Raw genomic sequence first — 19,025 nt, forward strand, 5'->3', positions numbered from 1 at the left:
CCTGGGTGACGCCAGGGCATGTCTGACCAAACGATCACGCGAACCTTGCCGGGACCGGGGCGGTGACGGCTGATACGCGGATAGCCGGCTGCGCCGTACGGTTCGAGGCAGTGGTCGTCGATGCGACGGGGGAGCAACTTCAGCCGGCAGAACTTGCGTGACCACAGGTTGCGCGTTTCCGGCCGGATCTTAAGGTGCCGTCGTCAGGGTTTGAAAGCCGCCGCGTGCTCCTGCGCCCAGGCGGCGAATGTACGGCCTGGCCGTCCGATCAGCCGATCGAGGTCGGTGGTGATCTCGGTTGGAACGCCGTCGTTCGTGCGCTGCCAGTCCAGCAGCGCGTCGGCGACGAGCCCGGGCATGTAGTCCGCCACCTCCGCTTTCCACTCCTCGGGAGTGACGTTCCGGATGGCGATGTCTTGGCCGGTCGCACGGCTGATGATATCGAGCTGCCCGGCACAGGTGATCGACTCGGGGCCGGTCAGTGTGTAAGCCCGGCCGCCCAGCGCGGCGGGGTCGGTCAGTACGGCGGCAGCCGCTTCGGCGAGGTCGGCCTCGTGGACGGGGTCGTTGTAGGCCCCCGGGTACGGCAGGCTCACCGGGGCATCGGCCTTAACCGACCAGGACCAGGCCAGGGCGTTCCCGGCGAAAGCCCCCGGACGCAGCAGCGTGCTCCGGACGGGCGCGGCGGTCAGGGCCTGCTCGACGTCGAGGTGGGGCTTGGCCAGTGGGTGGGTCTCGGCGTCCTTGGCGAGCACGGCGGACGACGAGAGCAGAACGATGTGCTCAACTCCGGTGGTGAGGCGTGGGACTGTCCGGTGTCAAATCAAGCTGAAACGCTGAAGCGGATCATGGACGAGAGTCAGCGGCACTATGCGGCGTACGTCCTGTTCAACCAGGCAATGGCCGACCATCTGCAGATTCACTCCACCGACCTGCAGTGCGTGGCCTTGCTGGATCTGGAGTCTGGGCCGGTCAGCACCGGTGAGATCGCACGGCTGACCGGCCTGACGCCCGGTTCGGCCACACGCCTGGTGGATCGCCTGGAGAAGGCGGGCCTGGTGGCACGCCACCCGGACCCGGCCGACCGCAGGCGGGCCCTGGTCGCTTTGGCGCCCAAGGCTCGGGAAAGGATCGGCGCGGCCTGGGACCTGCCGGGCAAGGCGTTCGCCGAGGTGCTGGAGCGCTACAGCGAGGCCGAACTGACCGTCATCGCCGACTACCTGCACCGAGCCGCCGACGTGGGCCGCGCCCAGGCCGAACGCCTCGCCGGGAGGAGCTGAGGGAACGGCTGTTCACAGCGGTGGCAGGGTCACCTCAAGCGGTCTTCGGCCCTGTCCTTGGAAGCATCGGCTGCCGGTTCGTTCCACTGGGCGAGCAGGTGGAGCGAGGTTTCGGATGGGCTGCCGGGTTCGGCGTCGTAGATGAACAACGTCTGGTCTGAGTCGTCGGCGGGGGTGAAGGCCTGGTAGGTGATGGTGAGGTCGCCGACGAGGGGATGATGGTAGTCCTTGCTGCCGGTAGTGCGCCGGTGGACCTTGTTGTCTGACCAATAGCGGCGGAACTCCTCGCTCTGGATGGACAGGTCTCCGACGAGGGCGCTGAGGGCGGGATCGTCGGTCCGGCCACCGGCGTCGAGGCGGAGCAGGGCGGCGGTGTCGGCGGCGACGGCGGGCCAGTTCTTGTACAGCTCGTGGGCGTGGGGATCGAGGAAGACGAAACGTGCCAGGTTGCGCTCGGCTGCGGGCAGGGCGCGGAAATCGGTGATCAGGCGACCGGCGAGCCGGTTGTGGGCGAGGACGTCAAGGCGGCGGCCGACGACGAACGCGGGCCGGCGCACCGTTTCCAGGGTGTCCAGCAGCCGCCAGGTGGCGGGGTGGACGCGTTGCGGGCGCGGGCGTCGTCTGCGCTGGGCGGGCTTGGGGCGGGCCAGGGTGTGCAGGTGCTCGCGCCCGGCGTCGTCGAGGTGGAGAGCGGTGGCGAGCGCGTCGAGGACCTCGGGTGAGGCGCTGCGGCTGCGGCCCTGTTCGAGGCGTGTGTAATAGTCCACGCTCACCCCGGCGAGCCGGGCCAGTTCCTCGCGCCTCAGCCCGGACACGCGGCGCCGGCTCAGGATGGACTCGTCGAGTCCGGCCTGTCGCGGGCTGAGCCGGGCGCGGGCCGAGCGCAGGAACTCCGCCAGCGGGATGCTGGTGTGGTCACGGTCCATACCACCCAGTGTCGCGCCTTCTCCCGGCATGGTTCCTCGTAAAGGTGGCCCTGTTTGTCCCCCGATCACCTGGGCCTTTTGCCACCTGTTCTCGCTGCTCAGCACTGCTTCAGCCGAAGCAGGGCCGATGCGGGGCACGCGCCCATGCAGGCGTCCGCCGTCCACCGCCGGCTGGCCCCCGGCCTGCTCCGCGAGGCGGCGGCGAAGATCCGCGCATCCCGATAAGGGGATCGCATCGCCGTCGCGGAGTCCACCGGGTGCCCCCACCCGGCGCCATCCGGCAGATCGAGGTTCAGCTCCGGGGGAAGATCTCGGTCTCGGGGCGCTGCATGTACTCCATCGCCGCGATGAACTCCGGGTCGCCGAAGCGTCGCTCCATCTCCTCAGCCGTCACGTCCTCGATGCGGGTCTGGATCCACCACACGTTGCCGAACGGGTCACGCACCCGCCCGACCAGGTCGCCGAAGGCCAGATGGGTGACCTCCGAGACGGAGACGCCTCCCGCCTCGACCGCCTGGCGGTGTACGGCATGGGCATCCGCGCTGTCGAACTCGATCACGCCGAGGCCGTAGCGGGCGTGGGGCAGCCAGACGACGCGGTCGCCGCCGACCGTGGTCCACATCATGTGATGCTGCTCCGGGGGCAGCAGGCCGGCGGTCGCGATCGCCTGGAGAAAGCGGGTCAGGTCTTCGGTGGTGGAGACGACGCCACCGGCCGCCCACCCCCATGAGGTGTTGAGTGCGGTGACGTCGACGGGGGGCTTGTCGTAGTCGATCATTGACGCCCAGTTCTCCGCGGTGAGCGTGGCCGGGTCGACACCGTCCTTGAGGGCGCCGGCGACGTAGCCCGTGGGATGCGGGTGGGGATAGCCGGTGGCGTCGGCGGGCCGTACGTGGGTGTGGGCCAGGCCGAGCGGCCGGATGACCGTGCGTTCGACTTCGGCGGCGTAGGTGCTGCCTGTGACCTTCTCGATGATCGCGCCGGCCAGGTAGTAGCCGCCGTTGGCGTAGAGGAACTGCTCGCCCGGCTCGGCGACCGGTGGCTGGGACAGCGCGAGCTCGATCAGCTCGGAGGTGGTCCAGATGCGGGTCGGCCGGGTGGCGAGGCTGTTTTGCAGCTCTGGTGCGAGGCCGGTGAGGAACAGGCCGCTGGTGTGGTTGAGCAGATGCCGGATGGTGATCCTGTCGCCGTCGTAGCCGCCCGTCTCCATGACGCCGGGCAGCCACGTGTTGACCGGGTCCTCAAGGCTCAGCCTGCCCTCGGCCGCCAGGGCCAGCGCGGTGACGGCGGTGAAGGCCTTACCGGAGCTGCCGATGTGTAGGTATTCCCCAGGCTGACGCCGATGCCCGGTAGTGAGGTCGGCCACTCCTGCGGTGCCGAACCAGGTTCCGTCGGCGTCGTGAACTTCGGCGACGATGCCGGGAATGCCGTCCGCGGCCACAGCCCAGTCCAGGATCTGCTGCACCCTTTCGTAGGTGTTATGTGCCATTTTGGCGCCTTTCGGAGGAGAACGATTTAGAAGAGAACAGGCGGTGTGCGGGTACCCGGGTGTTCACCGCCCCCTGCGCGTGTAGGCGCGGAGCGACAGCGGGACGAACAGGACCAGCAGTGCGGCCGACCAGAGCAGGACGGTGGCGACCGGGTGCGCGAGCGGCCACGACACGTCTCCGGACGGGGCGCCCGGGTTGCCGAACAGTTCTCGGGTGGCGGCGGTGAGTGCGCTGACCGGGTTCCAGTCGGCGACGAACCGCAGCCAGGCGGGCATGCCGTCGGTCGGGACGAACGCGTTGGACAGCATCGTGATCGGCAGGAACAACGGCACCAACTGGGTGGCGGCCTGCTCGTCCTTCACCAGCAGGCCCAGATAGACACCCACCCAGCCCAGCGCGTAGCGCATCAGCAGTATCAGCCCGAACGCCTCGGCGGTGGGGATCAGGCCGAGGTGCGGCTGCCAGCCCACCAGCAGGCCCGTGGCCACCATGGCGGCCAGCAGCGGCACACCGATCAGGGAGTCGGCGCCGGTCTGCCCGAACGGCACAGCCAGCCGCGCCATCGGCATGGAACGGAACCGATCCATCACGCCAAGCGAGGCGTCGGCCGCCATCCGCCCCATGACCCCCTGCATTGCCGTGAAGGTCACCATCGCGAACAGACCGGGCATGAGGTATTCGCGGTAGTCGCCCCCGCCCGGCACCTGGATCGCGCTGCCGAAGACGTAGCCGAACAGCACCACCATGATGACGGGGAAGACCAGCGCGGCGATGATCTGCCCGGGTTCCTGCCGCAGTCGTCCCAGCTCGCGGCCGATCAGGGTCAGGCCGTCGAGGAAGGTCCAGCGCAGGCGGTCGAATGGCGAGGAGATGAGGGTGGTCATCGGGCGCTCTCCTTGCGGCCGGTGAGGCGCAGGAACACCTCGTCGAGGGTGGGGCGGCGCAGGCTCACGTCGGCGGCGGCGACTCCGGCGCGGTCGAGTTCGCGCACGATGCCGGCGAGCCGGAGGCCGCCGCGCGGCAGGGCGACACTGAGCCGGTCGGCGCCCGTCACTGTGGGATCGGTGCCGGTGAGGGTGTTCAGGACGGTCGCCGCCGCGGGCAGTGCGGCGGGGTCTTCGAGGGTGACGTCGAGGCGGTCGCCGATCGTGGCCTTCAGGTCGTCGGGTGTGCCGGTGGCGATCACGCGTCCGTGGTCGACGACGGCGATGTCGTCGGCGAGGTGGTCGGCCTCGTCCAGGTATTGCGTGGTGAGCAGCACCGTGGTGCCGCCGGCCACCAGGTCGCGGACGCTGTCCCAGATCTCGCCGCGGCTGCGGGGGTCCAGGCCGGTGGTGGGCTCGTCGAGGAAGAGCACGTCGGGGCGCTGGATGAGGCAGGTGATCAGGTCGAGCCGGCGGCGCATGCCGCCGGAGTAGCCGGCGACGGGGCGGTCTGCGGCCTCGGTCAGGCCGAAGCGGTCGAGCAGTTCGTCGGCGCGGTGGTGTGCCTGGCGGCGGGGGAGGTGGTGGAGGCGTGCGAACATGCGCAGGTTGCCGCGACCGGTGAGCTTCTCGTCCACGGCGGCGTATTGGCCGGCCAGCCCGATCCGCTCGCGGACTTTGCCGGCTTCACAGGCGACGTCGTGTCCGGCGATGCGGGCGTGCCCGGCGTCGGGGTCGGACAGGGTCGCCAGGATGCGCACCGCGGTTGTCTTCCCTGCGCCGTTCGGTCCGAGCACGCCGCAGACCGTCCCTTTCGGGACGCTCAGGTCTAGGCCTTGTAGCGCATGGGTGCCGCCGAAGGACTTGTGCAGCCCCTCGGCGACCACGATCGGATCAGACATAACCCCTCCACTGGGTACCTTGTACGCGATCATGACGGCCAGGCTAAGGGACTGGGTACTATGTACGCAACCAGGAGGATGGAACGGTGACCGACGCCGAGTACGTGAACATCTGGATGCGTCCCGAGCGCCCGGCCTACGGGCCGAAGCCGGCCTACAGCCGCGCGCAGATCACCGAGGCCGCGGTCCGGATCGCCGACGCCGAGGGGCTGGAGGCCGCCACCATGCGGCGGATCGCCGCCGAGATCGGCGCGGGCGTGATGTCGCTCTACCGCTACGTCCCGAGCCGCGACAACCTCGTCGAGCTCGTGGCCGACCGGCTGCAGGGCGAGATCGACCTCGAAGGCCTGCCATCCGGCGACTGGCGCGCGGACCTGACGCGCTACGCCTGCGAACACCGGGCCATGTGGCTGCGCCACCCGTGGGTCGTCACCGTGCACCGGGCACTCCCCAGCTACGGCCCCAACCAGCTGCTGTTGATCGAACGGGTGATGGGGGTGCTGGACGCCCACGTCTCCATCGACGAGAACCTCGGCCTCATGGCCATGTTGAACAGCTACATCGAGGGCGCGGTCCGCGAGGAGATCAGCTGGGCCGGAGAGGTCCGCCGCAGCGGGCTCAGCGAGTCGGAGTGGACGGCGCGGAGCTACCCGCGCATTCAGCAGCTCACGAACAGCGGCAAATACCCGATCTTCACCAAGATCGTGATGCAGGCGCGCCAGCCGCACCTGAGCTACGACGACCGGTTCCGGCACGGGCTGGAGCGTGTCCTCGACTTCATCGCCACGACCCTCCCGCGGACGGCCCGCTCTCCGGCGGAGGCCATCCGGCGCGACCACCCCCCGATCGCACAGCCCGCCGCCCCTTGTGACGAAACCCCCGCCGTGGCGGCCGGCCGTGACGAAACGACAGGCGATCCCGCCCCCGCCTCCGGCTGCCCCGTGTGCGGCAACGCCATCCCCGGAACCGTCACCGGACGGCCCCGCCGTTACTGCTCACAGGCATGCCGGCAAAGCGCTTACCGCACTCGAAGAAGGGCTTGATCCGTAGCCGACGAGCGGTGCACGTGATGGCGCTGATCATGTCGGCCGCCTTGGCGTCAGCCGTACTGACACTCCCGGCGCCCCCTGCCTGAAGGAAGCTTCACTTGAACGGCAAGAGCCTGATCACGGTTTCCAGTATCGGCCCTGCGCACAAACCGGGAAGATCATGATTGTCTCCATGAAGAAGACCTGGGTCACCCTCCTGTGCGTGACAGTTCTCGCCGGATGCAGCACGGCAGCGAAGCCGACCGACCAAGAGGCCGGCCCGATCAAGTGGGGTCCCTGTGTCGACCTCGCCGGGTTCGACGGTCAGCCCACGAAACCGGACCCGGCCATGCAGTGCGGCACGATCCCGGTGCCGCTCGACTACGCCGAGCCCGATGGTGAGCAGATCGACATGGCGCTGATCCGGACCAGGGCCGTTGGGAGTCGGCTCGGGTCGCTCGTCTTCAACTTCGGCGGGCCCGGTGTTTCGGGCGTCGACAACCTGTCACCCGACGCCTTCTCCGTCCTCGGCAGCCGCTACGACCTGGTCGGTTTCGATCCCCGGGGTGTCGAGCGCAGCGCCGGGGTCAGGTGCGGCGGGCAGGTCGGCAACCTCCTGGCCTCAAAAGACGGCCCGCAGGCCGAAAGGCTGCTCAAGGAGTTCGCCGACGCCTGCCGGCGGGACTCCGGCAAGGTGCTGCCGCACGTCGGCACCGTCAACGCGGCCAGGGACCTCGACCGGATCCGCGCCGCGCTCGGGGACGAACGGCTCAACTACTTCGGCTTCTCCTACGGCACCCACCTCGGTGCCGTCTATGCCACCCGGTTTCCCAAGAAGGTCGGCCGTTTCGTGCTCGACGCCCCCTTCGACCCCACCGTGAGCTTTGGGGAGCGGGCCGTGACCCAGGCGGCCGGCTTCGGGCGCGCCTTCGCGGCGTTCGCCGAGGACTGCGTGGCCCGGGGTTGTGAACTCGGCGATGATCCGGGCGCCGTCAAACGGGCGGTCGAGAACCTGGTCGACGGGTTGAAGAGCGAGCCGCTCAAGGTCGGTGACCGTATGCTCACCTACGGCCTGGCCCAGCTCGCCGTGCTCGCTGCGCTCTATTCCGAGGACAGCTGGTCGATGCTGGAGGAGGGTGCTGCCACCGCGCTCAAGGGCGACGGCAGCACGCTGCTCGAGCTGGCCGATCTCTATACCGGCCGCAAACCCGACGGCGGCTACTCGACCGCGATGTCCAGCCTCCAAGCCGTCAACTGCGCCGACACCACGGAACGCCCCACCGCCGCGCAGGTCGCCGAGATCAACAGGAAGATCGAGAAGATCTTCCCCTTCATGGCCGGCGACGCGGCCAGACCCTGCGCCTACTGGCCCGTCCCCGGCAGCGACGAGGCGAAGAAGATAGACGCCACCGGGTCCGCGCCCATCGTGGTGATCGGCGGCAAGGGCGACCCGGCCACGCCGTACAAGTGGGCGACCGCTCTCGACGCGCAGCTCAAGACCGGCGTGCTGGTCACCTATGAGGGCGGGGGGCACGGCGCCTACAACAACGCCTGCGTCACTCGCGTCGTCGACAAGTATCTGCTCGACGGTCAGGTGCCGGCCGAGGGGACCACCTGCCCGGCCGCATGACGGGCAGGCCCGGGACCGGCTGGCGAAACTACATCTCGTGGCTGCGGGTTTGGGCTGACCACAGTGTCCTCCGCGCCGGCCTCCGCCGCACTTCCCGGCGTGCGCATCCTGCCGGTGCGCGGCGGCCCGCAGGAGCCGGCCCGGCTTCTCCAGTCGCCGAGCGAACCCGCACTCCGCCTCGCGGCCGCTTCGCGAACCGCGGCGCTGGGGGCCGACGGCGGCCCCGAAATTTCTAGGTCAGGTCGGTCTCGCGCAAGGGGGTGCCGCCGTCGATGAGGAGTCGTCCGCCGGGGGCGAGTGCCTGGCTGATGTGCTCGCGGGCGCGGATGCCGGCCTCTGGGTGGCGGCCGTCGAGTGCGCCGACCCGGATGGCGAAGGCCAGGTCGAACGGCGGCTCTTCGGGCTGCAGGGTGAAGTCCTCGGCGGCCACGTGGCGGACGCCAAGCAGTCCGCGGGCGATCTCCGAGGCGGCGTTGCGTTCGATGAGGGCGACGCCCTTGGCCGAGCGGTCGATCACCAGGATGTGGCCGCCGGGTTTGATCCGCTCACACACCGCTTTCGCCGCGGCTCCCGGGGCTCCGCCTATCTCCAGGACACGCATGCCCGGCTCAAGGGGCAGGGCTTCGACGATCGCGGCGAGGCGTGGTGAGAGAGGTGTCATTCTCGGCGTCCTTCCCTGGAACACCACATTCTAGGCGTTGCGGTCCACTGGCTTCCGTACCTGGCGATGCCGTGAAAATCCAGGGCCCCACTCCTGAAATCTGCCATCAGGGAAGCGATTCATCTGGAAGCCGGGACAACGTTGTCGTGCGTGGCGAAGAATGGCCTGCATGGAAGAGATGACGATCGGCGTCGCCACGGCACAGGAGATGCGCAGTCTGCGGGAGTGGGCGGATCGGGAGGGATGGAACCCCGGCGAAACCGATGGTCAGGCCTTCTTCGCGGCCGATCCGCATGGATTCTTCATGGGGCGGCTGAACGGCGAGGCGATCGCATCCATCTCCGCTGTCCGATATGAGGCGGATTTTGGTTTCATTGGATTTTACATCGTGAGTCCAGAATTGCGGGGCCAAGGTTACGGCATTCAGGTGTGGAAGGCGGGCATGGCACACCTGGAAGGTCGCAATATCGCGCTTGACGGAGTGGTGGACCAGCAGGCCAATTATCGCAGGTCGGGATTCCGGCGGGTGTGGAACCACGTCCGCTACGAAGGGGTGCCCTACGCTGCTGAGCAGGTCGGCGACGTCACGGTGGTCGACGCCCGGACGATTCCCTTCGACCACCTCGCGGCCTATGATCGCAGGTTCTTTCCGGCGGCACGCGACGCGTTCCTGGCGTCGTGGGTGAGCCTGCCCGACCGCACAGCCCTGGCGGTTCTGCGCGATGGGGAGTTGCAGGGTTTCGGAGTCGTACGGCCTGCCGCCGGGGCCTGGCGGATCGGGCCGTTGTACGCGGCCTCCGAGAACGTCGCGCTCTCCTTGGTGAGCGCACTGGCGGCCGGCAAGCCCGGGCTGCCGATCGCGATCGACGTGCCGGACATCAACAAGCCCTCGGTGGCTATGGCCGAGCGTCTCGGTTTGCGACCTTCCTTCGAGGCGGCCCGCATGTACACCGGCCCGGTCCCAGATGTGGACCTGAAGGGGATCTACGCGACCACGAGCCTTGAACTGGGCTGAGGATCAGGCCGGCCCGGACAGCAGGAGCAGGGCCGGCATCGCGCAGCCGAGGACGACGGCCGACATCACGGGGCCGCCGGAGAGGACGGTGCCCTCCACCGCCCGTAGGCCCGGTGGTGAAGATGTCGTCGTGGTCATGCCGCACAGCCTCGGGCCACGCTCCCGCCATGACAAAGCGCACCAGCATGGCGCGGGACACGGCACCCTCCTGCGCCACCCGGTTGACCAGGGGATTCGCCGGGAATGGCGAGTGTTGCGCAGGCGTCCCCGGACGGGACGGAACACGCCACCGGCGCCTGATGTCCCCGCCGGGGGTCAGGCCCGCTCCGCCGCGACGAGCCGGCGTACGGCGGGCGCCACCTCCTCGCCGAACCTCCTGATCTGCCCCGGGTCCATCGTCATCAGCGTGAACGCGCTGACCCCATGCGCCAGCGCCAGCTCGGCCAGCCGTTCGGCGGGGAGTTCCTCACCCAGGTTGAGCAGCCGCCTGATGTCGGAGGGCTTGCGCCCGGCGCGTTCCGCCGCCTCGTCGATGACGGTGTTGCCGCGATCGAGCGCGCCGGGCGAGCCCAGGGAAGGCAGCGAGGGCAACCAGCCGTCCGCCGTGCGGCCGATAAGGTCGAGCATCCGCGGCTTGTACCCGCCCACCCAGACGGCGATGTCGTGGGCGGGGCGCGGTCCCCGTTTCATCCCGGTGACCCGGTAGTGCTCACCTTCGAAGGACACCCCGCCCGGCGGGTCCCACACCGCCCGGATGATCGCGATGGACTCCTCCACCGCGGTGACCGCCTCGCCCGGGGTGCGGCGCGGGCCGCCCATGGCCGCGATCGCGTCCCAGAACCCGCCGGCGCCCAGCGCGAGCTCGAACCGCCCGCCGCTGAGCAGGTCGAGACTGGCAGCGCTCTGGGCCAGCATGGCCGGCGGCCGTAGCGGCAGCGGATGCACGTTGCCCGCCACCCGGATCGTGCTGGTCCGCGCGGCCACGTAGCTGAGCAGCGTCCAGGTGTCGAGGAACGCCGGCTGGTAGGGGTGGTCCTGGAAGGTCACCAGGTCCAGCCCTGCCTCCTCGGCCAGCCGGGCCAGGGCCACCACCGTGTCCGGGTGCTCGCTCGACGGGATGAGGTTGGCGCTGAACAGCAGGTCGTGTCCGTAGTCAGTCAAGGATGTCCATTCCCCAGCTCACCACCCGGGCCGGGTGGATGACGATTGTGTCGCCCACGGTTGTCGCGCGGCCGCGGATCTCGACGCCGCGGGGCCGCCAAGGTGGCAGCACGTCGTCGATCACCAGCGCCGCCACCCCGGTCGCGATCACGTCGCGGAACTTCTTCGACGCGGCGTTGTTGCGCCCGTTGACGTGGACGGTCGCGGCGTCCGGGCCGAGCGACCAGCCCACCGGCACCACATGCGGCAGGCCGTCCGCGCCGATCGTGGCCAACCGGCCCAGTTTGCAGGCCAGGGGCCGCTCGCCGGTGAGGTATTCAAGCTCGCGCTTGCTGAACACGCTCATGCTCCCTCCCGCCCGCGTGCCGCACCGCGAAGGGGGCGACCGCGAGGCCGAGCACGCCGGTTCCGGCGGCCAGCCAGAACAGGGTGGTGAAGGCCGCGTCGGTGTAGCCGCCGCTCAGGACGGCGGCGGCCAGGCCGCTGCCGACGACACCGCCGACCGTGCGCGCGAGGTTGTTGAGCCCGTTGGCCACGCCGGTCCTGGTGAGCGGCACCAGGTCGCCGATCAGCTTCGGCAGCGTGGCCATCACCAGGCCGGACCCAGCGCCCACCACGGTGTAGAAGACCAGGTGCTCCCACACCGAGGCGTGGGCCAGGGAGAGCAGCACGGAACCGAGGGCGGCGATCGCGAACCCGAGAACCGCGGGCCAGCGCGGACCGAACCGCTCGGCCAGCTTTCCCACGGCCGTGCCCGCGGGCAGCAGGATCAGTGTGCCCGGCAGCATCAGCAGGCCGGACACGGTGACCGTGGCACCGAAGCCGACTCCGCTCGTCCCCGGCTCAAGCTGGGCGTAGGCGGGCAGCCCCAGGTAGAGGAAATACGAGGAGGCGCCGAAGAGGAACGCCAGCGCGTGCGTGGCCAGCATCGGCCGGTCCGTCAGCTCGGCGAGGTCGATCAACGCGTCGTCCTTGCGCCGCTCGACCAGCACCAGGACGACGAAGAAGAGCACCGCGGCCATCCCGAGCCAGGCTTGGCGCTGCGTGAGCGCCAGCAGCAGGCTGACCAGGCCGGCGCCGAGCAGGACGGCGCCGGGAAGGTCGAGCCTGCCTTTCGCCGTGTGCGTGCTCTCCGGCACGAAGCGGACCACCAGCACCAGGCTGACCAGGGTGAGCAGCGCGCCGAGCCCGAACAGCCAGCGCCACGACAGGTGGTCGGCGAGCAGCCCGCCGACCACCAGGCCGACGCCGGCACCCACCCCGACGATCCCGGAGATCAGCCCGAACGCGAACGCCATCCGCTCGCGCGGCATGGTCTCACGCAGGATGGCCATCGACAGCGGCACCGCCGCGAGCGCCACGCCCTGCACGATCCTGGCCGCGATCAGCTGCCCGATGTCCTGCGCCGCCACGGCCCCGGCCATGCCGGCGAAATACGTGATCAGTACGGCGAGCAGCACCCGGCGCTTGCCGTACAGGTCGCCCATCCGGCCGAACAGCGGAGTGAGCACGGCGCTGGACAGCAGGAACCCGCTGATGATCCACGAGGCCCAGCCTGGCGTGGTGTCGAGCTCGCGCTGCAGCAGGCCGACTGCGGGGACGACCGTCGTCTGCATGAGCGCGTAGCTGAAGACCGAGGCGGCAAGGGCTAACAACGTCTTCAAAATCGACCTTAGTTCGTTGTACGGAAAGTATGTAGTGCGAAGTACATTAGTTCGCGGTGCGAACTACCGTCAAATAGACTGACGGCATGGAAAACACCCAGCTGGCCACCGCGCTGGTACGGCTCGCGCACCTGGTGAGCCGGGTCTACGGCGAGGTCAGCAAGGAGTTCGAGGCGACTCCGCAGCAGATCCAGCTCCTCTGCATGACGCTGGGCGGGCCGACGGGCATGTCGGAGATGAGCCGGGCACTGGGGCTGGAGCGGTCCAGCATGACCGGGCTCGTCGACCGGGCCGAACGGCGCGGCCTGGTGGTCCGGGTCCGCGATCCGCACGACCGGCGCGCTTGCGGCATCGAGCTGACCGACCAGGGCAGAAAGATCGCCCTTGGCGCGCACAGCAAGGTCACCGCTCAGGTCGAGGCGCTGGTCGGGGAGATCTCCGCGGATGATCGCGAGCGCCTGGAGTCCCTGGTGATGGGCATCATCCACACGCCGCGGCCCACGACCGATGCACCTCTCCAAACATGACCGAGCGGGCCGGTGGTTCGGCCTGACCTCTCACGCGCCGGATGGTCCGCCCGTCAGCCGGCTCACCGGCCGGGCATCGGAGCAACCCCGAGCTCGCCCAGCTCCGCGCGGCCGCGCTCGCCGTGGTCGCCGCCGGTGAGCACCAGAGTTCGCGCCGACTGGTAGCGGCAGCCTGCGGTGCCGAACGCGTCCGCCGCGGCGAGCAGCGCCTCCCGATCGCCGTCGAGCAGGGCTTCGGCCCGCTTCACGATGGCGCCGGCGACCGGGTTGCCGACCACGACGGCACGGGCCTCGGCCAGGCGGGTGGGAGCGCCGGGGCTCCCGGCCAGCACGGCGGCCTCGGCGCGCAGCGCGACATACCAGTGGTGCCAGACCCAGGCGACCCACTTCCACACCTGCCTGGGCTCGGGGGCCAGCCGCGCCAGCGCCTCCGCCGCCTTCCCGTGGTGCAGCAGGAAAATCGCATCGTAAACCGCGCCGTAGCCGTAGGTGTGCTCCGGCGGCGCGCCGAGCTGATCCATGATCTCCTGCCATTCGCGGCGGGCGTCGTGGTCGTCGCGCAGGCCGTGGATCATCGCCACGGCGGCCACCGCCGGGCCGAGATACGACCGGGCGGGGCTGCCCGCCCGCCGCCAGGCGCCCGCATCCCCGCAGTGCGCGAAGCCATGGACAGTGTGGAGCGCGACATCGACGACATCCTCGGCCCGGACGGCGCCCAGGAACTTCGCACCCTTCTCACGAAGCTATTGCAGTCCGGTAGCACCGAGGCCGTGCACCAGACATGATTGAAGACCCCTGAACGCCGGTTATCCCGCGTCACGCATTCCGAGAATGTATGACGCGGTAAGCGCGACGGCACGGTCTTCGTCATGTGACAGCTCTGTGAGGGCTTGTGTCGTCGTGGCACCCGGGATTCCCGCGAGCGCCTGTGCCAGCCGTCGGCGCGCAGACGATTCAAGGGTGCCGTGGGCGAGGCGGTCGACGAGGCCGGTGGCGATCCGATCCACCAACGCGGGGCGACTCGCCAGCGCGCTCAGCGCATCGGCCGCATCGACGTCGTTCGTCCCCTCGACGACCATGTCGATGAGCGTCGGGACCGCGTCGGCCACTCCACGTGCGCCGAGCGCCAGAGCCGCATACCTGCGGACCACGACGTCGGGGTTCGTGAGGGCGTCCTGCAGCAGCGCGGTCGCCTCGCCGTTCGGAATCTCGGCGATGGACTCGACGGCACGTTTGCGCACCGCGGCCACCGGTGAGCCGAGGCCCTCCGCCAGCAGCGCCAATCCGCCGTCGCCCGAACGCGCCAAAGCCCATCGAAGCGCTCCGGCGACGTTCGGGTCCCTCTCGCTCAGCGCCGCCTCGACCAATGCTTCCACCGGCACCGGCACCTCTTCGCCCGAGGACAACGCCGCACGCTGGCGCCTGCCGGCGCTCTTTGACCCCAACGCCTGCAGCAGAGCGATGCTCTGGAGGACGTCCTCCCAGCCTGTGGGTTCCGCGGCGGCGATCCGGCGCAGCCGTGTGAGCAGCTCCGTCTCGGCTGCGATGCGCTCTCGCGTCTGGCGGATGAGGTCGCCGACGAGCTCTGAGGGCGTGAAGTCGGGATCGTCGAACGCGCGCCCGACCTCACGCAGCGACAGCCCCAGAGCCCGCAGGCTCTCGATGTGGAAGATCCGCTGGATGTCCTCGCTGGAGTATTCTCGATAGCCGGCATTGCTACGACCCGTCGGCCGCACCAGGCCGAGGGAGTCGTAGTGCCGCAGCATGCGGGCGCTGACCCCGGATCGCCGTGCCACGTCACCGATCAACACTGCCCATCACTCCTCCGTGCGGGTGTCGCCGAGGGCCACGACGCGCTTCGCCTCCTCGATCGCGAACTCGTATCCGGCCTCCGGGTCGCGCAACAGCCGCTCCGTGGCGATCGCGTGCGCGCGCACCCGGGGGTCGGCATCTTTCATCGCGGCCTGCAGCGTCGGCACGATCACCTCACCGAGCGCGATCAGCGCCCGGCTGAGGCTCAGCTGCATCTCACGCTCGCCGCGCCCGAGCTGTGTCGACAACACTGCGGCCAACTCGGCCTCCTCACCCTTGGGCACGAGCACGACCGCCGCCCGCCAGGCGGCCCGGGCCACCTCGCCATCGGCATCGGACAGAAGCTCCCGTGTGATCGCCGGCCACGCCTGCGGGTCCCCGATCTTGGACAGTGTGTGCAACGCCTGGCTTCGTGCCTGCGCACGCTCCGAGCGGAGTTGCTGGAGAAGCTCTGGGACCGTCTTGGACGCTGGGTGGCGGGTGAGCGCCCAGGTAAGCATATCGCGCACATAGAACTCGGGCTCGATCGCGCATCTTTCGATGAGCTTGTCGACGAACCGCGGGTCAGGGGTCGTGCCAACCGCCAGCGCCGCCCGCAGCCGCACTGACGAACTGCCGTCCTCCAGCGCCTGGAGAGCTCGAATAACATCCGTGTCCTGTTTCGACATGGCCATCGGGACCACCTCCTTGGCAGCAGTGAAAACCTTGTCACTGTGTCAAGGTCAAGCCGTCCATGGAGGCTTTACGGAACAGGTTCCCGTGCGGTGAGCGGGTGGGTCAGTCCTCTGTGAGACGGCCGCCGAGCGAAGACATCTCACGCCTTCCTCGCATGCCCTTTCGAGCGGCGAGTGATCTTGCAGTGCGCGTCATCCGCCCGCGGTGTCCTCGGCCTCCCAGCGCAGCAGGTCGCCCGGCTGGCACTCGAGCACCTCGCAGAGCGCGGCGAGCGTCGCGAAGCGCACCGCCTTGGCACGGCCGTTCTTGAGCACCGCCAGGTTGGCGGGCGTGATCCCCACACGGTCCGCGAGGTCGCCCACGGACATCTTCCGCCTGGCCAGCATCACGTCGATGTCGACGACGATCGGCATCAGATCACCTCGTCCAACTCGGCCTGCATCCGCGCCGCTTCGCCGTCGCGCGCGACGGCCTGGGCGAGCAGCATCCGCAGCACGAGCACGATGAGCGCGACCCCCAGGATGCCCAGGCCGACCCCGCCCATGATGACGGTGACGCCCGGGTCGGCCCGCTGGCCCGGCGCATTGAGCGCCGTGACCGCGAACCACAGGAGAGCGGCCGCCACGATCGCGCCGATCACGGCGTCTACATACCGGAAGGCGGCGCGGGAGAACACGGTTCCGCGCCGCACCATCGTCACCAGCCGCCATACGCCGACCAGGGCGACTTGACCCGACACCATGCCCAGAATCGTGATCACGCGCAGCGGGATCAGCGGGACCGCCCCCTCCTCCGGATCGGTGGCCAAGGCCCACATCGTCAACGCCTGTACGAGCACCGTGCCGGCGAACAGCACCACGAGCACGGCGCGAAGCGCACGCACTGTCAGCTTGCCCACAGTCCATCCTTTCTATCGACTCTCGATGAGAATCTATCGAAATTCGATAGCTGTAGCAAGGGTCAAGGCGGAGGGCCGGCGGCGGTTTCGCACCCTGGCCGGACGCCGTCGCCGCCTCCCGTGGCGCGCGCCGACCGGTCGATCCGGCAGGCCGCGGCCACCTCGACATGTCCCGGACGACGGCATGGCGCCGCGCGGGCGACCTCGCAGCGCTTTGCCTGGACCTCGCCGGCCCGGCGCCCCCTCCAGAGAGCCGAATTCCGGGTCCAGAACCTTGGCAATCTCCACTTTCAAGGTGCCGTCAATCTCGGAACCGCGGACCGCCGGCGCGGATCAGAATGCTTGCCGGCTGGGAGTCGGCGGTAGCGAGAGACCGCACCACGGTCCCGCACCAATCGGCCAGGTTCTTGATCGCGGGGTTTCCCGTGTCCTGAGCTGGCACCCGGCGAATGAGGTCAGCGAGGGCCGCCGGTGCCGGCCTGCAGGAGTTTGGTGAGGATCGCGCTCAGTTGGCTGCGCTCCTCGGAGGTGAGGGCGTGGAAGGTGTCCTGGAGGAAGGCCGGGATCGAGGCTTGGGCCTCGGCGAGCCGGCGGCGGCCCGGGTCGGTGATGGTGACGGCGTAGGAGCGCCGGTCGCGGGGGTTGCGCTCCCTGCGGACGTGGCCCGCCTGCTCCAGGTCGTCGCAGATGCCGACCATGACGCTGCGGTCGATCCGGAGCTCCTCACTGAGCGTCTGCTGAGAGCAGGGGCCCACGGCGTCGAGCATCTGGAGCACGAGGTGTTGCCCGACTCCGAGTCCTTCCTCGGCGGCGTGCACCTCGGCGGCGCGGGCGACTGCGGCCGAGGCCCGGCACAGCGCGATGTCCAGCCGCTCGGCGGCGAGTCGCGGAAAGTAGGCCGTCCCGCGGTCCGTCGTTCTGGTCGTTGTCGACATCGCTCTCCCTCTTGCGTTCGAGCGTCAGTCTAGCGCATCCATCTCCAGGCAGATTGTTTGACAGGAGATGATTTACAGGAATACGGTCCAAACCGTCTGTTCGTCAATTGTTTGCATACAGATGGAGAGTGATCGTGCCCTCAACCAACGGCCGCCAAAAGGTGGCCCTGGTGCTGCTGTGCGCCGCGGTGTTCCTGGACTCGATGGACCTGTCGTTGATGGGTGTGGCCCTGCCCTCCATCGGGCGTGATCTGTCGCTGCAGGAGAGCACCCTGCAGTGGCTCATGTCCGGCTACGCGATCGCCTACGGTGGCTTCCTGCTGCTCGGCGGCCGCATCGCCGACCTGTTCGGCCGCCGCCGGGTGTTCCTGCTATCGCTGGCGGTGTTCGCGGCGGCGAGCTTGGCCGGCGGGCTCCTGTCGGCCGGATGGCCGCTGGTGGCCACCCGCGTGATCAAGGGGGTGGCCGCCGCGCTCACCGCGCCGGCGGCGCTGTCGCTCATCACCACCACCTTCGCCGAGGGGCCGCAGCGCAACCGGGCGCTGGGGGTGTACTCGCTGGCCGGGGCCACCGGCTACACCGCCGGGCTGATCGCCTCCGGCCTGCTGACCGAGATCAGCTGGCGGCTGGTGTTCTTCCTGCCTGTCCCGATCGCCCTGCTCGTGCTGGCCGCATCGCCGCTCGTGTTGCCGCGCGGCGTTCGGCCGCCCGGTGCGCGCCAGGGGTTCGACGCCGCCGGCGCGGTCGCGGTCACCGGCGGCGTGCTGCTGGCGGTGTTCGCGCTGACGGAGCGAAACTGGCCGGCCGGTGTCGTGGCCGTACTGCTGCTGGGCGCCTTCGTCGTCATTGAGCGCCGGCGGTCCGCGCCGCTCATACCGCTTGCGGTGTTCAGGTCCGGCGCCGTGGGCGCCGCCAACCTCGCGGCGCTGGCCTGGGCGTGCGCGACAATCGGCTGGCAGTTCGTCGCCGTCCTGTATCTGCAGCAGGTGCTCGGCTACACCGCGCTGGCCACCGGGCTTGGGATCGTCCCGATGGGCCTGGCCATCGTCATCACCGCCAACCTGGCCGGTCGGCTGATCAGCCGGTACGGTCTGAGGCGGGTGGCCGCCGCCGGGATGCTGGTCCAGGGTGCGGGCATCCTGCTGTTCCTGCGGGCCGGAGCCACCGGCGACTACCTCACGGTGCTGCTGCCCGCGCTGGTCGTGCACGGCATCGGCAACGGGCTGTCCTTCCCCAGCCTCAACATCGCCGCCGTCGCCGGCCTGCCCGATGAGCGGCAGGGGCTGGCCGCGGGACTGGTCACCTCCGCCGTCCAGATCGGCGCCGGCACCGGCGTGGCGGTGCTGGCGGCGATGATGACGCTCGGCGGCTCCATGCTGGCCGGATACCGGATCGCCTTCTTGGCGGCGGGCGGCTTCTCCCTGCTCGGTGCCCTCGTCGCCGCCTTCGGCCTGCGCCGCCGCCGCTCCGCACCCGTACCCGCCCCCACCGCCTGAAG

The 19,025-nt window shown here is 69.6% G+C and carries 22 protein-coding genes; 6 read left to right on the plus strand and 16 right to left on the minus strand.

Translation table 11 applies throughout. From position 1 onward, the window contains the following. Window positions 1-203: 203 nt before the first annotated feature. Window positions 204-755: a Rossmann-fold NAD(P)-binding domain-containing protein gene (locus Ssi02_RS21205; RefSeq protein WP_204028056.1), complete on the minus strand. Its 552-nt coding sequence runs from the start codon at window positions 753-755 to the stop codon at window positions 204-206. Between the two features lie 93 nt (window positions 756-848). Here Ssi02_RS21205 and Ssi02_RS21210 point away from each other — a divergent pair, with 93 nt between their 5' ends. Continuing rightward, the gene (locus tag Ssi02_RS21210) at window positions 849-1,280 is read left to right on the plus strand and encodes a MarR family winged helix-turn-helix transcriptional regulator (RefSeq protein ID WP_204028058.1); all 432 of its coding nucleotides are present in this window, start codon (window positions 849-851) and stop codon (window positions 1,278-1,280) included. Between the two features lie 29 nt (window positions 1,281-1,309). On the opposite strand, the gene Ssi02_RS21215 is transcribed toward Ssi02_RS21210, so the two are convergent. From Ssi02_RS21215 to Ssi02_RS21230, 4 genes are all read right to left on the minus strand, one after another. Then, the gene (locus tag Ssi02_RS21215) at window positions 1,310-2,206 is read right to left on the minus strand and encodes a helix-turn-helix transcriptional regulator (RefSeq protein WP_204028060.1); all 897 of its coding nucleotides are present in this window, start codon (window positions 2,204-2,206) and stop codon (window positions 1,310-1,312) included. A 292-nt stretch (window positions 2,207-2,498) separates the two neighbouring features. After that, window positions 2,499-3,695 (minus strand): serine hydrolase, encoded by a 1,197-nt coding sequence (locus tag Ssi02_RS21220; RefSeq protein WP_239129269.1) that lies wholly within the window; start codon window positions 3,693-3,695, stop codon window positions 2,499-2,501. Between the two features lie 63 nt (window positions 3,696-3,758). After that, a complete protein-coding gene (locus tag Ssi02_RS21225) occupies window positions 3,759-4,580 on the minus strand; it encodes an ABC transporter permease (protein ID WP_204028062.1) in 822 nt (273 codons plus the stop codon). Beyond that, a complete protein-coding gene (locus Ssi02_RS21230; protein ID WP_204028064.1) occupies window positions 4,577-5,521 on the minus strand; it encodes an ATP-binding cassette domain-containing protein in 945 nt (314 codons plus the stop codon). The genes Ssi02_RS21225 and Ssi02_RS21230 overlap by 4 nt, the downstream gene beginning before the upstream one ends. Before the next feature lie 86 nt (window positions 5,522-5,607). On the opposite strand from Ssi02_RS21230, the gene Ssi02_RS21235 reads away from it, so the two are divergent. Both Ssi02_RS21235 and Ssi02_RS21240 read left to right on the plus strand, forming a co-directional pair. After that, window positions 5,608-6,564 (plus strand): TetR/AcrR family transcriptional regulator C-terminal domain-containing protein, encoded by a 957-nt coding sequence (locus Ssi02_RS21235; RefSeq protein ID WP_239129273.1) that lies wholly within the window; start codon window positions 5,608-5,610, stop codon window positions 6,562-6,564. A gap of 178 nt (window positions 6,565-6,742) precedes the next feature. After that, window positions 6,743-8,179 (plus strand): alpha/beta hydrolase, encoded by a 1,437-nt coding sequence (locus tag Ssi02_RS21240; protein ID WP_239129275.1) that lies wholly within the window; start codon window positions 6,743-6,745, stop codon window positions 8,177-8,179. A 232-nt stretch (window positions 8,180-8,411) separates the two neighbouring features. On the opposite strand, the gene Ssi02_RS21245 is transcribed toward Ssi02_RS21240, so the two are convergent. Next, window positions 8,412-8,840, minus strand: a complete 429-nt coding sequence (locus Ssi02_RS21245) for an SAM-dependent methyltransferase (protein ID WP_204028068.1) — start codon at window positions 8,838-8,840, stop codon at window positions 8,412-8,414. 169 nt (window positions 8,841-9,009) lie between these two features. On the opposite strand from Ssi02_RS21245, the gene Ssi02_RS21250 reads away from it, so the two are divergent. Further along, window positions 9,010-9,855, plus strand: coding sequence for a GNAT family N-acetyltransferase (locus Ssi02_RS21250; protein WP_204028071.1), 846 nt, complete (start codon window positions 9,010-9,012; stop codon window positions 9,853-9,855). 3 nt (window positions 9,856-9,858) lie between these two features. Here the strand turns inward: Ssi02_RS21250 and Ssi02_RS39375 are convergent, their stop codons facing one another. The 4 genes from Ssi02_RS39375 to Ssi02_RS21265 all read right to left on the minus strand — a co-directional run bounded on the left by Ssi02_RS39375 (window position 9,859) and on the right by Ssi02_RS21265 (window position 12,680). Next, complete coding sequence (locus Ssi02_RS39375) at window positions 9,859-9,993, minus strand: hypothetical protein (protein WP_275410724.1); 135 nt, start codon at window positions 9,991-9,993, stop codon at window positions 9,859-9,861. A gap of 177 nt (window positions 9,994-10,170) precedes the next feature. Then, window positions 10,171-11,016: an LLM class flavin-dependent oxidoreductase gene (locus Ssi02_RS21255; RefSeq protein WP_204028073.1), complete on the minus strand. Its 846-nt coding sequence runs from the start codon at window positions 11,014-11,016 to the stop codon at window positions 10,171-10,173. Then, on the minus strand, window positions 11,009-11,362 hold the full coding sequence (locus Ssi02_RS21260) for a PPOX class F420-dependent oxidoreductase (protein ID WP_204028075.1): 354 nt from the start codon (window positions 11,360-11,362) through the stop codon (window positions 11,009-11,011). Before Ssi02_RS21260 ends, Ssi02_RS21255 begins: the two co-directional genes overlap by 8 nt. Beyond that, window positions 11,334-12,680, minus strand: a complete 1,347-nt coding sequence (locus Ssi02_RS21265; RefSeq protein ID WP_204028077.1) for an MFS transporter — start codon at window positions 12,678-12,680, stop codon at window positions 11,334-11,336. Before Ssi02_RS21265 ends, Ssi02_RS21260 begins: the two co-directional genes overlap by 29 nt. A gap of 86 nt (window positions 12,681-12,766) precedes the next feature. Here Ssi02_RS21265 and Ssi02_RS21270 point away from each other — a divergent pair, with 86 nt between their 5' ends. Further along, window positions 12,767-13,207: a MarR family winged helix-turn-helix transcriptional regulator gene (locus Ssi02_RS21270; RefSeq protein WP_204028112.1), complete on the plus strand. Its 441-nt coding sequence runs from the start codon at window positions 12,767-12,769 to the stop codon at window positions 13,205-13,207. A gap of 62 nt (window positions 13,208-13,269) precedes the next feature. Here Ssi02_RS21270 and Ssi02_RS21275 read toward each other — a convergent pair whose 3' ends face one another. The 6 genes from Ssi02_RS21275 to Ssi02_RS21300 all read right to left on the minus strand — a co-directional run bounded on the left by Ssi02_RS21275 (window position 13,270) and on the right by Ssi02_RS21300 (window position 17,527). Next, window positions 13,270-13,788 carry a hypothetical protein gene (locus Ssi02_RS21275; protein WP_204028173.1) on the minus strand — a complete coding sequence of 173 codons (519 nt, stop codon included), beginning with the start codon at window positions 13,786-13,788 and terminating at the stop codon, window positions 13,270-13,272. A gap of 225 nt (window positions 13,789-14,013) precedes the next feature. Continuing rightward, window positions 14,014-15,018 carry a HEAT repeat domain-containing protein gene (locus tag Ssi02_RS21280; protein ID WP_204028189.1) on the minus strand — a complete coding sequence of 335 codons (1,005 nt, stop codon included), beginning with the start codon at window positions 15,016-15,018 and terminating at the stop codon, window positions 14,014-14,016. A 6-nt stretch (window positions 15,019-15,024) separates the two neighbouring features. Next, entirely contained in the window at window positions 15,025-15,693 is a 669-nt protein-coding gene (locus Ssi02_RS21285) for a HEAT repeat domain-containing protein (protein ID WP_204028192.1), read from the minus strand. A 192-nt stretch (window positions 15,694-15,885) separates the two neighbouring features. Then, on the minus strand, window positions 15,886-16,107 hold the full coding sequence (locus Ssi02_RS21290; RefSeq protein ID WP_204028198.1) for a helix-turn-helix domain-containing protein: 222 nt from the start codon (window positions 16,105-16,107) through the stop codon (window positions 15,886-15,888). Beyond that, window positions 16,107-16,592 carry a DUF2975 domain-containing protein gene (locus tag Ssi02_RS21295; protein ID WP_204028222.1) on the minus strand — a complete coding sequence of 162 codons (486 nt, stop codon included), beginning with the start codon at window positions 16,590-16,592 and terminating at the stop codon, window positions 16,107-16,109. Before Ssi02_RS21295 ends, Ssi02_RS21290 begins: the two co-directional genes overlap by 1 nt. A 455-nt stretch (window positions 16,593-17,047) precedes the next feature. Beyond that, window positions 17,048-17,527 carry a MarR family winged helix-turn-helix transcriptional regulator gene (locus Ssi02_RS21300; protein WP_204028262.1) on the minus strand — a complete coding sequence of 160 codons (480 nt, stop codon included), beginning with the start codon at window positions 17,525-17,527 and terminating at the stop codon, window positions 17,048-17,050. A 134-nt stretch (window positions 17,528-17,661) separates the two neighbouring features. Here Ssi02_RS21300 and Ssi02_RS21305 point away from each other — a divergent pair, with 134 nt between their 5' ends. Continuing rightward, window positions 17,662-19,023 carry an MFS transporter gene (locus Ssi02_RS21305; protein WP_204028272.1) on the plus strand — a complete coding sequence of 454 codons (1,362 nt, stop codon included), beginning with the start codon at window positions 17,662-17,664 and terminating at the stop codon, window positions 19,021-19,023. Window positions 19,024-19,025 lie beyond the last annotated feature (2 nt).

Origin of the sequence: Sinosporangium siamense, assembly GCF_016863435.1 — a bacterium.
GTDB classification, from domain to species: Bacteria; Actinomycetota; Actinomycetes; order Streptosporangiales; family Streptosporangiaceae; genus Sinosporangium; species Sinosporangium siamense.

Coding starts and splice junctions, on each gene's coding strand:
- Ssi02_RS21210 (WP_204028058.1), top strand. CDS start 849: ATGGACGAGAGTCAGCGGCACTATGCGGCGTACGTCCTGTTCAACCAG.
- Ssi02_RS21215 (WP_204028060.1), bottom strand. CDS start 2,206: ATGGACCGTGACCACACCAGCATCCCGCTGGCGGAGTTCCTGCGCTCG.
- Ssi02_RS21220 (WP_239129269.1), bottom strand. CDS start 3,695: ATGGCACATAACACCTACGAAAGGGTGCAGCAGATCCTGGACTGGGCT.
- Ssi02_RS21225 (WP_204028062.1), bottom strand. CDS start 4,580: ATGACCACCCTCATCTCCTCGCCATTCGACCGCCTGCGCTGGACCTTC.
- Ssi02_RS21230 (WP_204028064.1), bottom strand. CDS start 5,521: ATGTCTGATCCGATCGTGGTCGCCGAGGGGCTGCACAAGTCCTTCGGC.
- Ssi02_RS21240 (WP_239129275.1), top strand. CDS start 6,743: ATGAAGAAGACCTGGGTCACCCTCCTGTGCGTGACAGTTCTCGCCGGA.
- Ssi02_RS21245 (WP_204028068.1), bottom strand. CDS start 8,840: ATGACACCTCTCTCACCACGCCTCGCCGCGATCGTCGAAGCCCTGCCC.
- Ssi02_RS21250 (WP_204028071.1), top strand. CDS start 9,010: ATGGAAGAGATGACGATCGGCGTCGCCACGGCACAGGAGATGCGCAGT.
- Ssi02_RS39375 (WP_275410724.1), bottom strand. CDS start 9,993: ATGACCACGACGACATCTTCACCACCGGGCCTACGGGCGGTGGAGGGC.
- Ssi02_RS21260 (WP_204028075.1), bottom strand. CDS start 11,362: ATGAGCGTGTTCAGCAAGCGCGAGCTTGAATACCTCACCGGCGAGCGG.
- Ssi02_RS21270 (WP_204028112.1), top strand. CDS start 12,767: ATGGAAAACACCCAGCTGGCCACCGCGCTGGTACGGCTCGCGCACCTG.
- Ssi02_RS21285 (WP_204028192.1), bottom strand. CDS start 15,693: ATGGCCATGTCGAAACAGGACACGGATGTTATTCGAGCTCTCCAGGCG.
- Ssi02_RS21290 (WP_204028198.1), bottom strand. CDS start 16,107: ATGCCGATCGTCGTCGACATCGACGTGATGCTGGCCAGGCGGAAGATG.
- Ssi02_RS21300 (WP_204028262.1), bottom strand. CDS start 17,527: ATGTCGACAACGACCAGAACGACGGACCGCGGGACGGCCTACTTTCCG.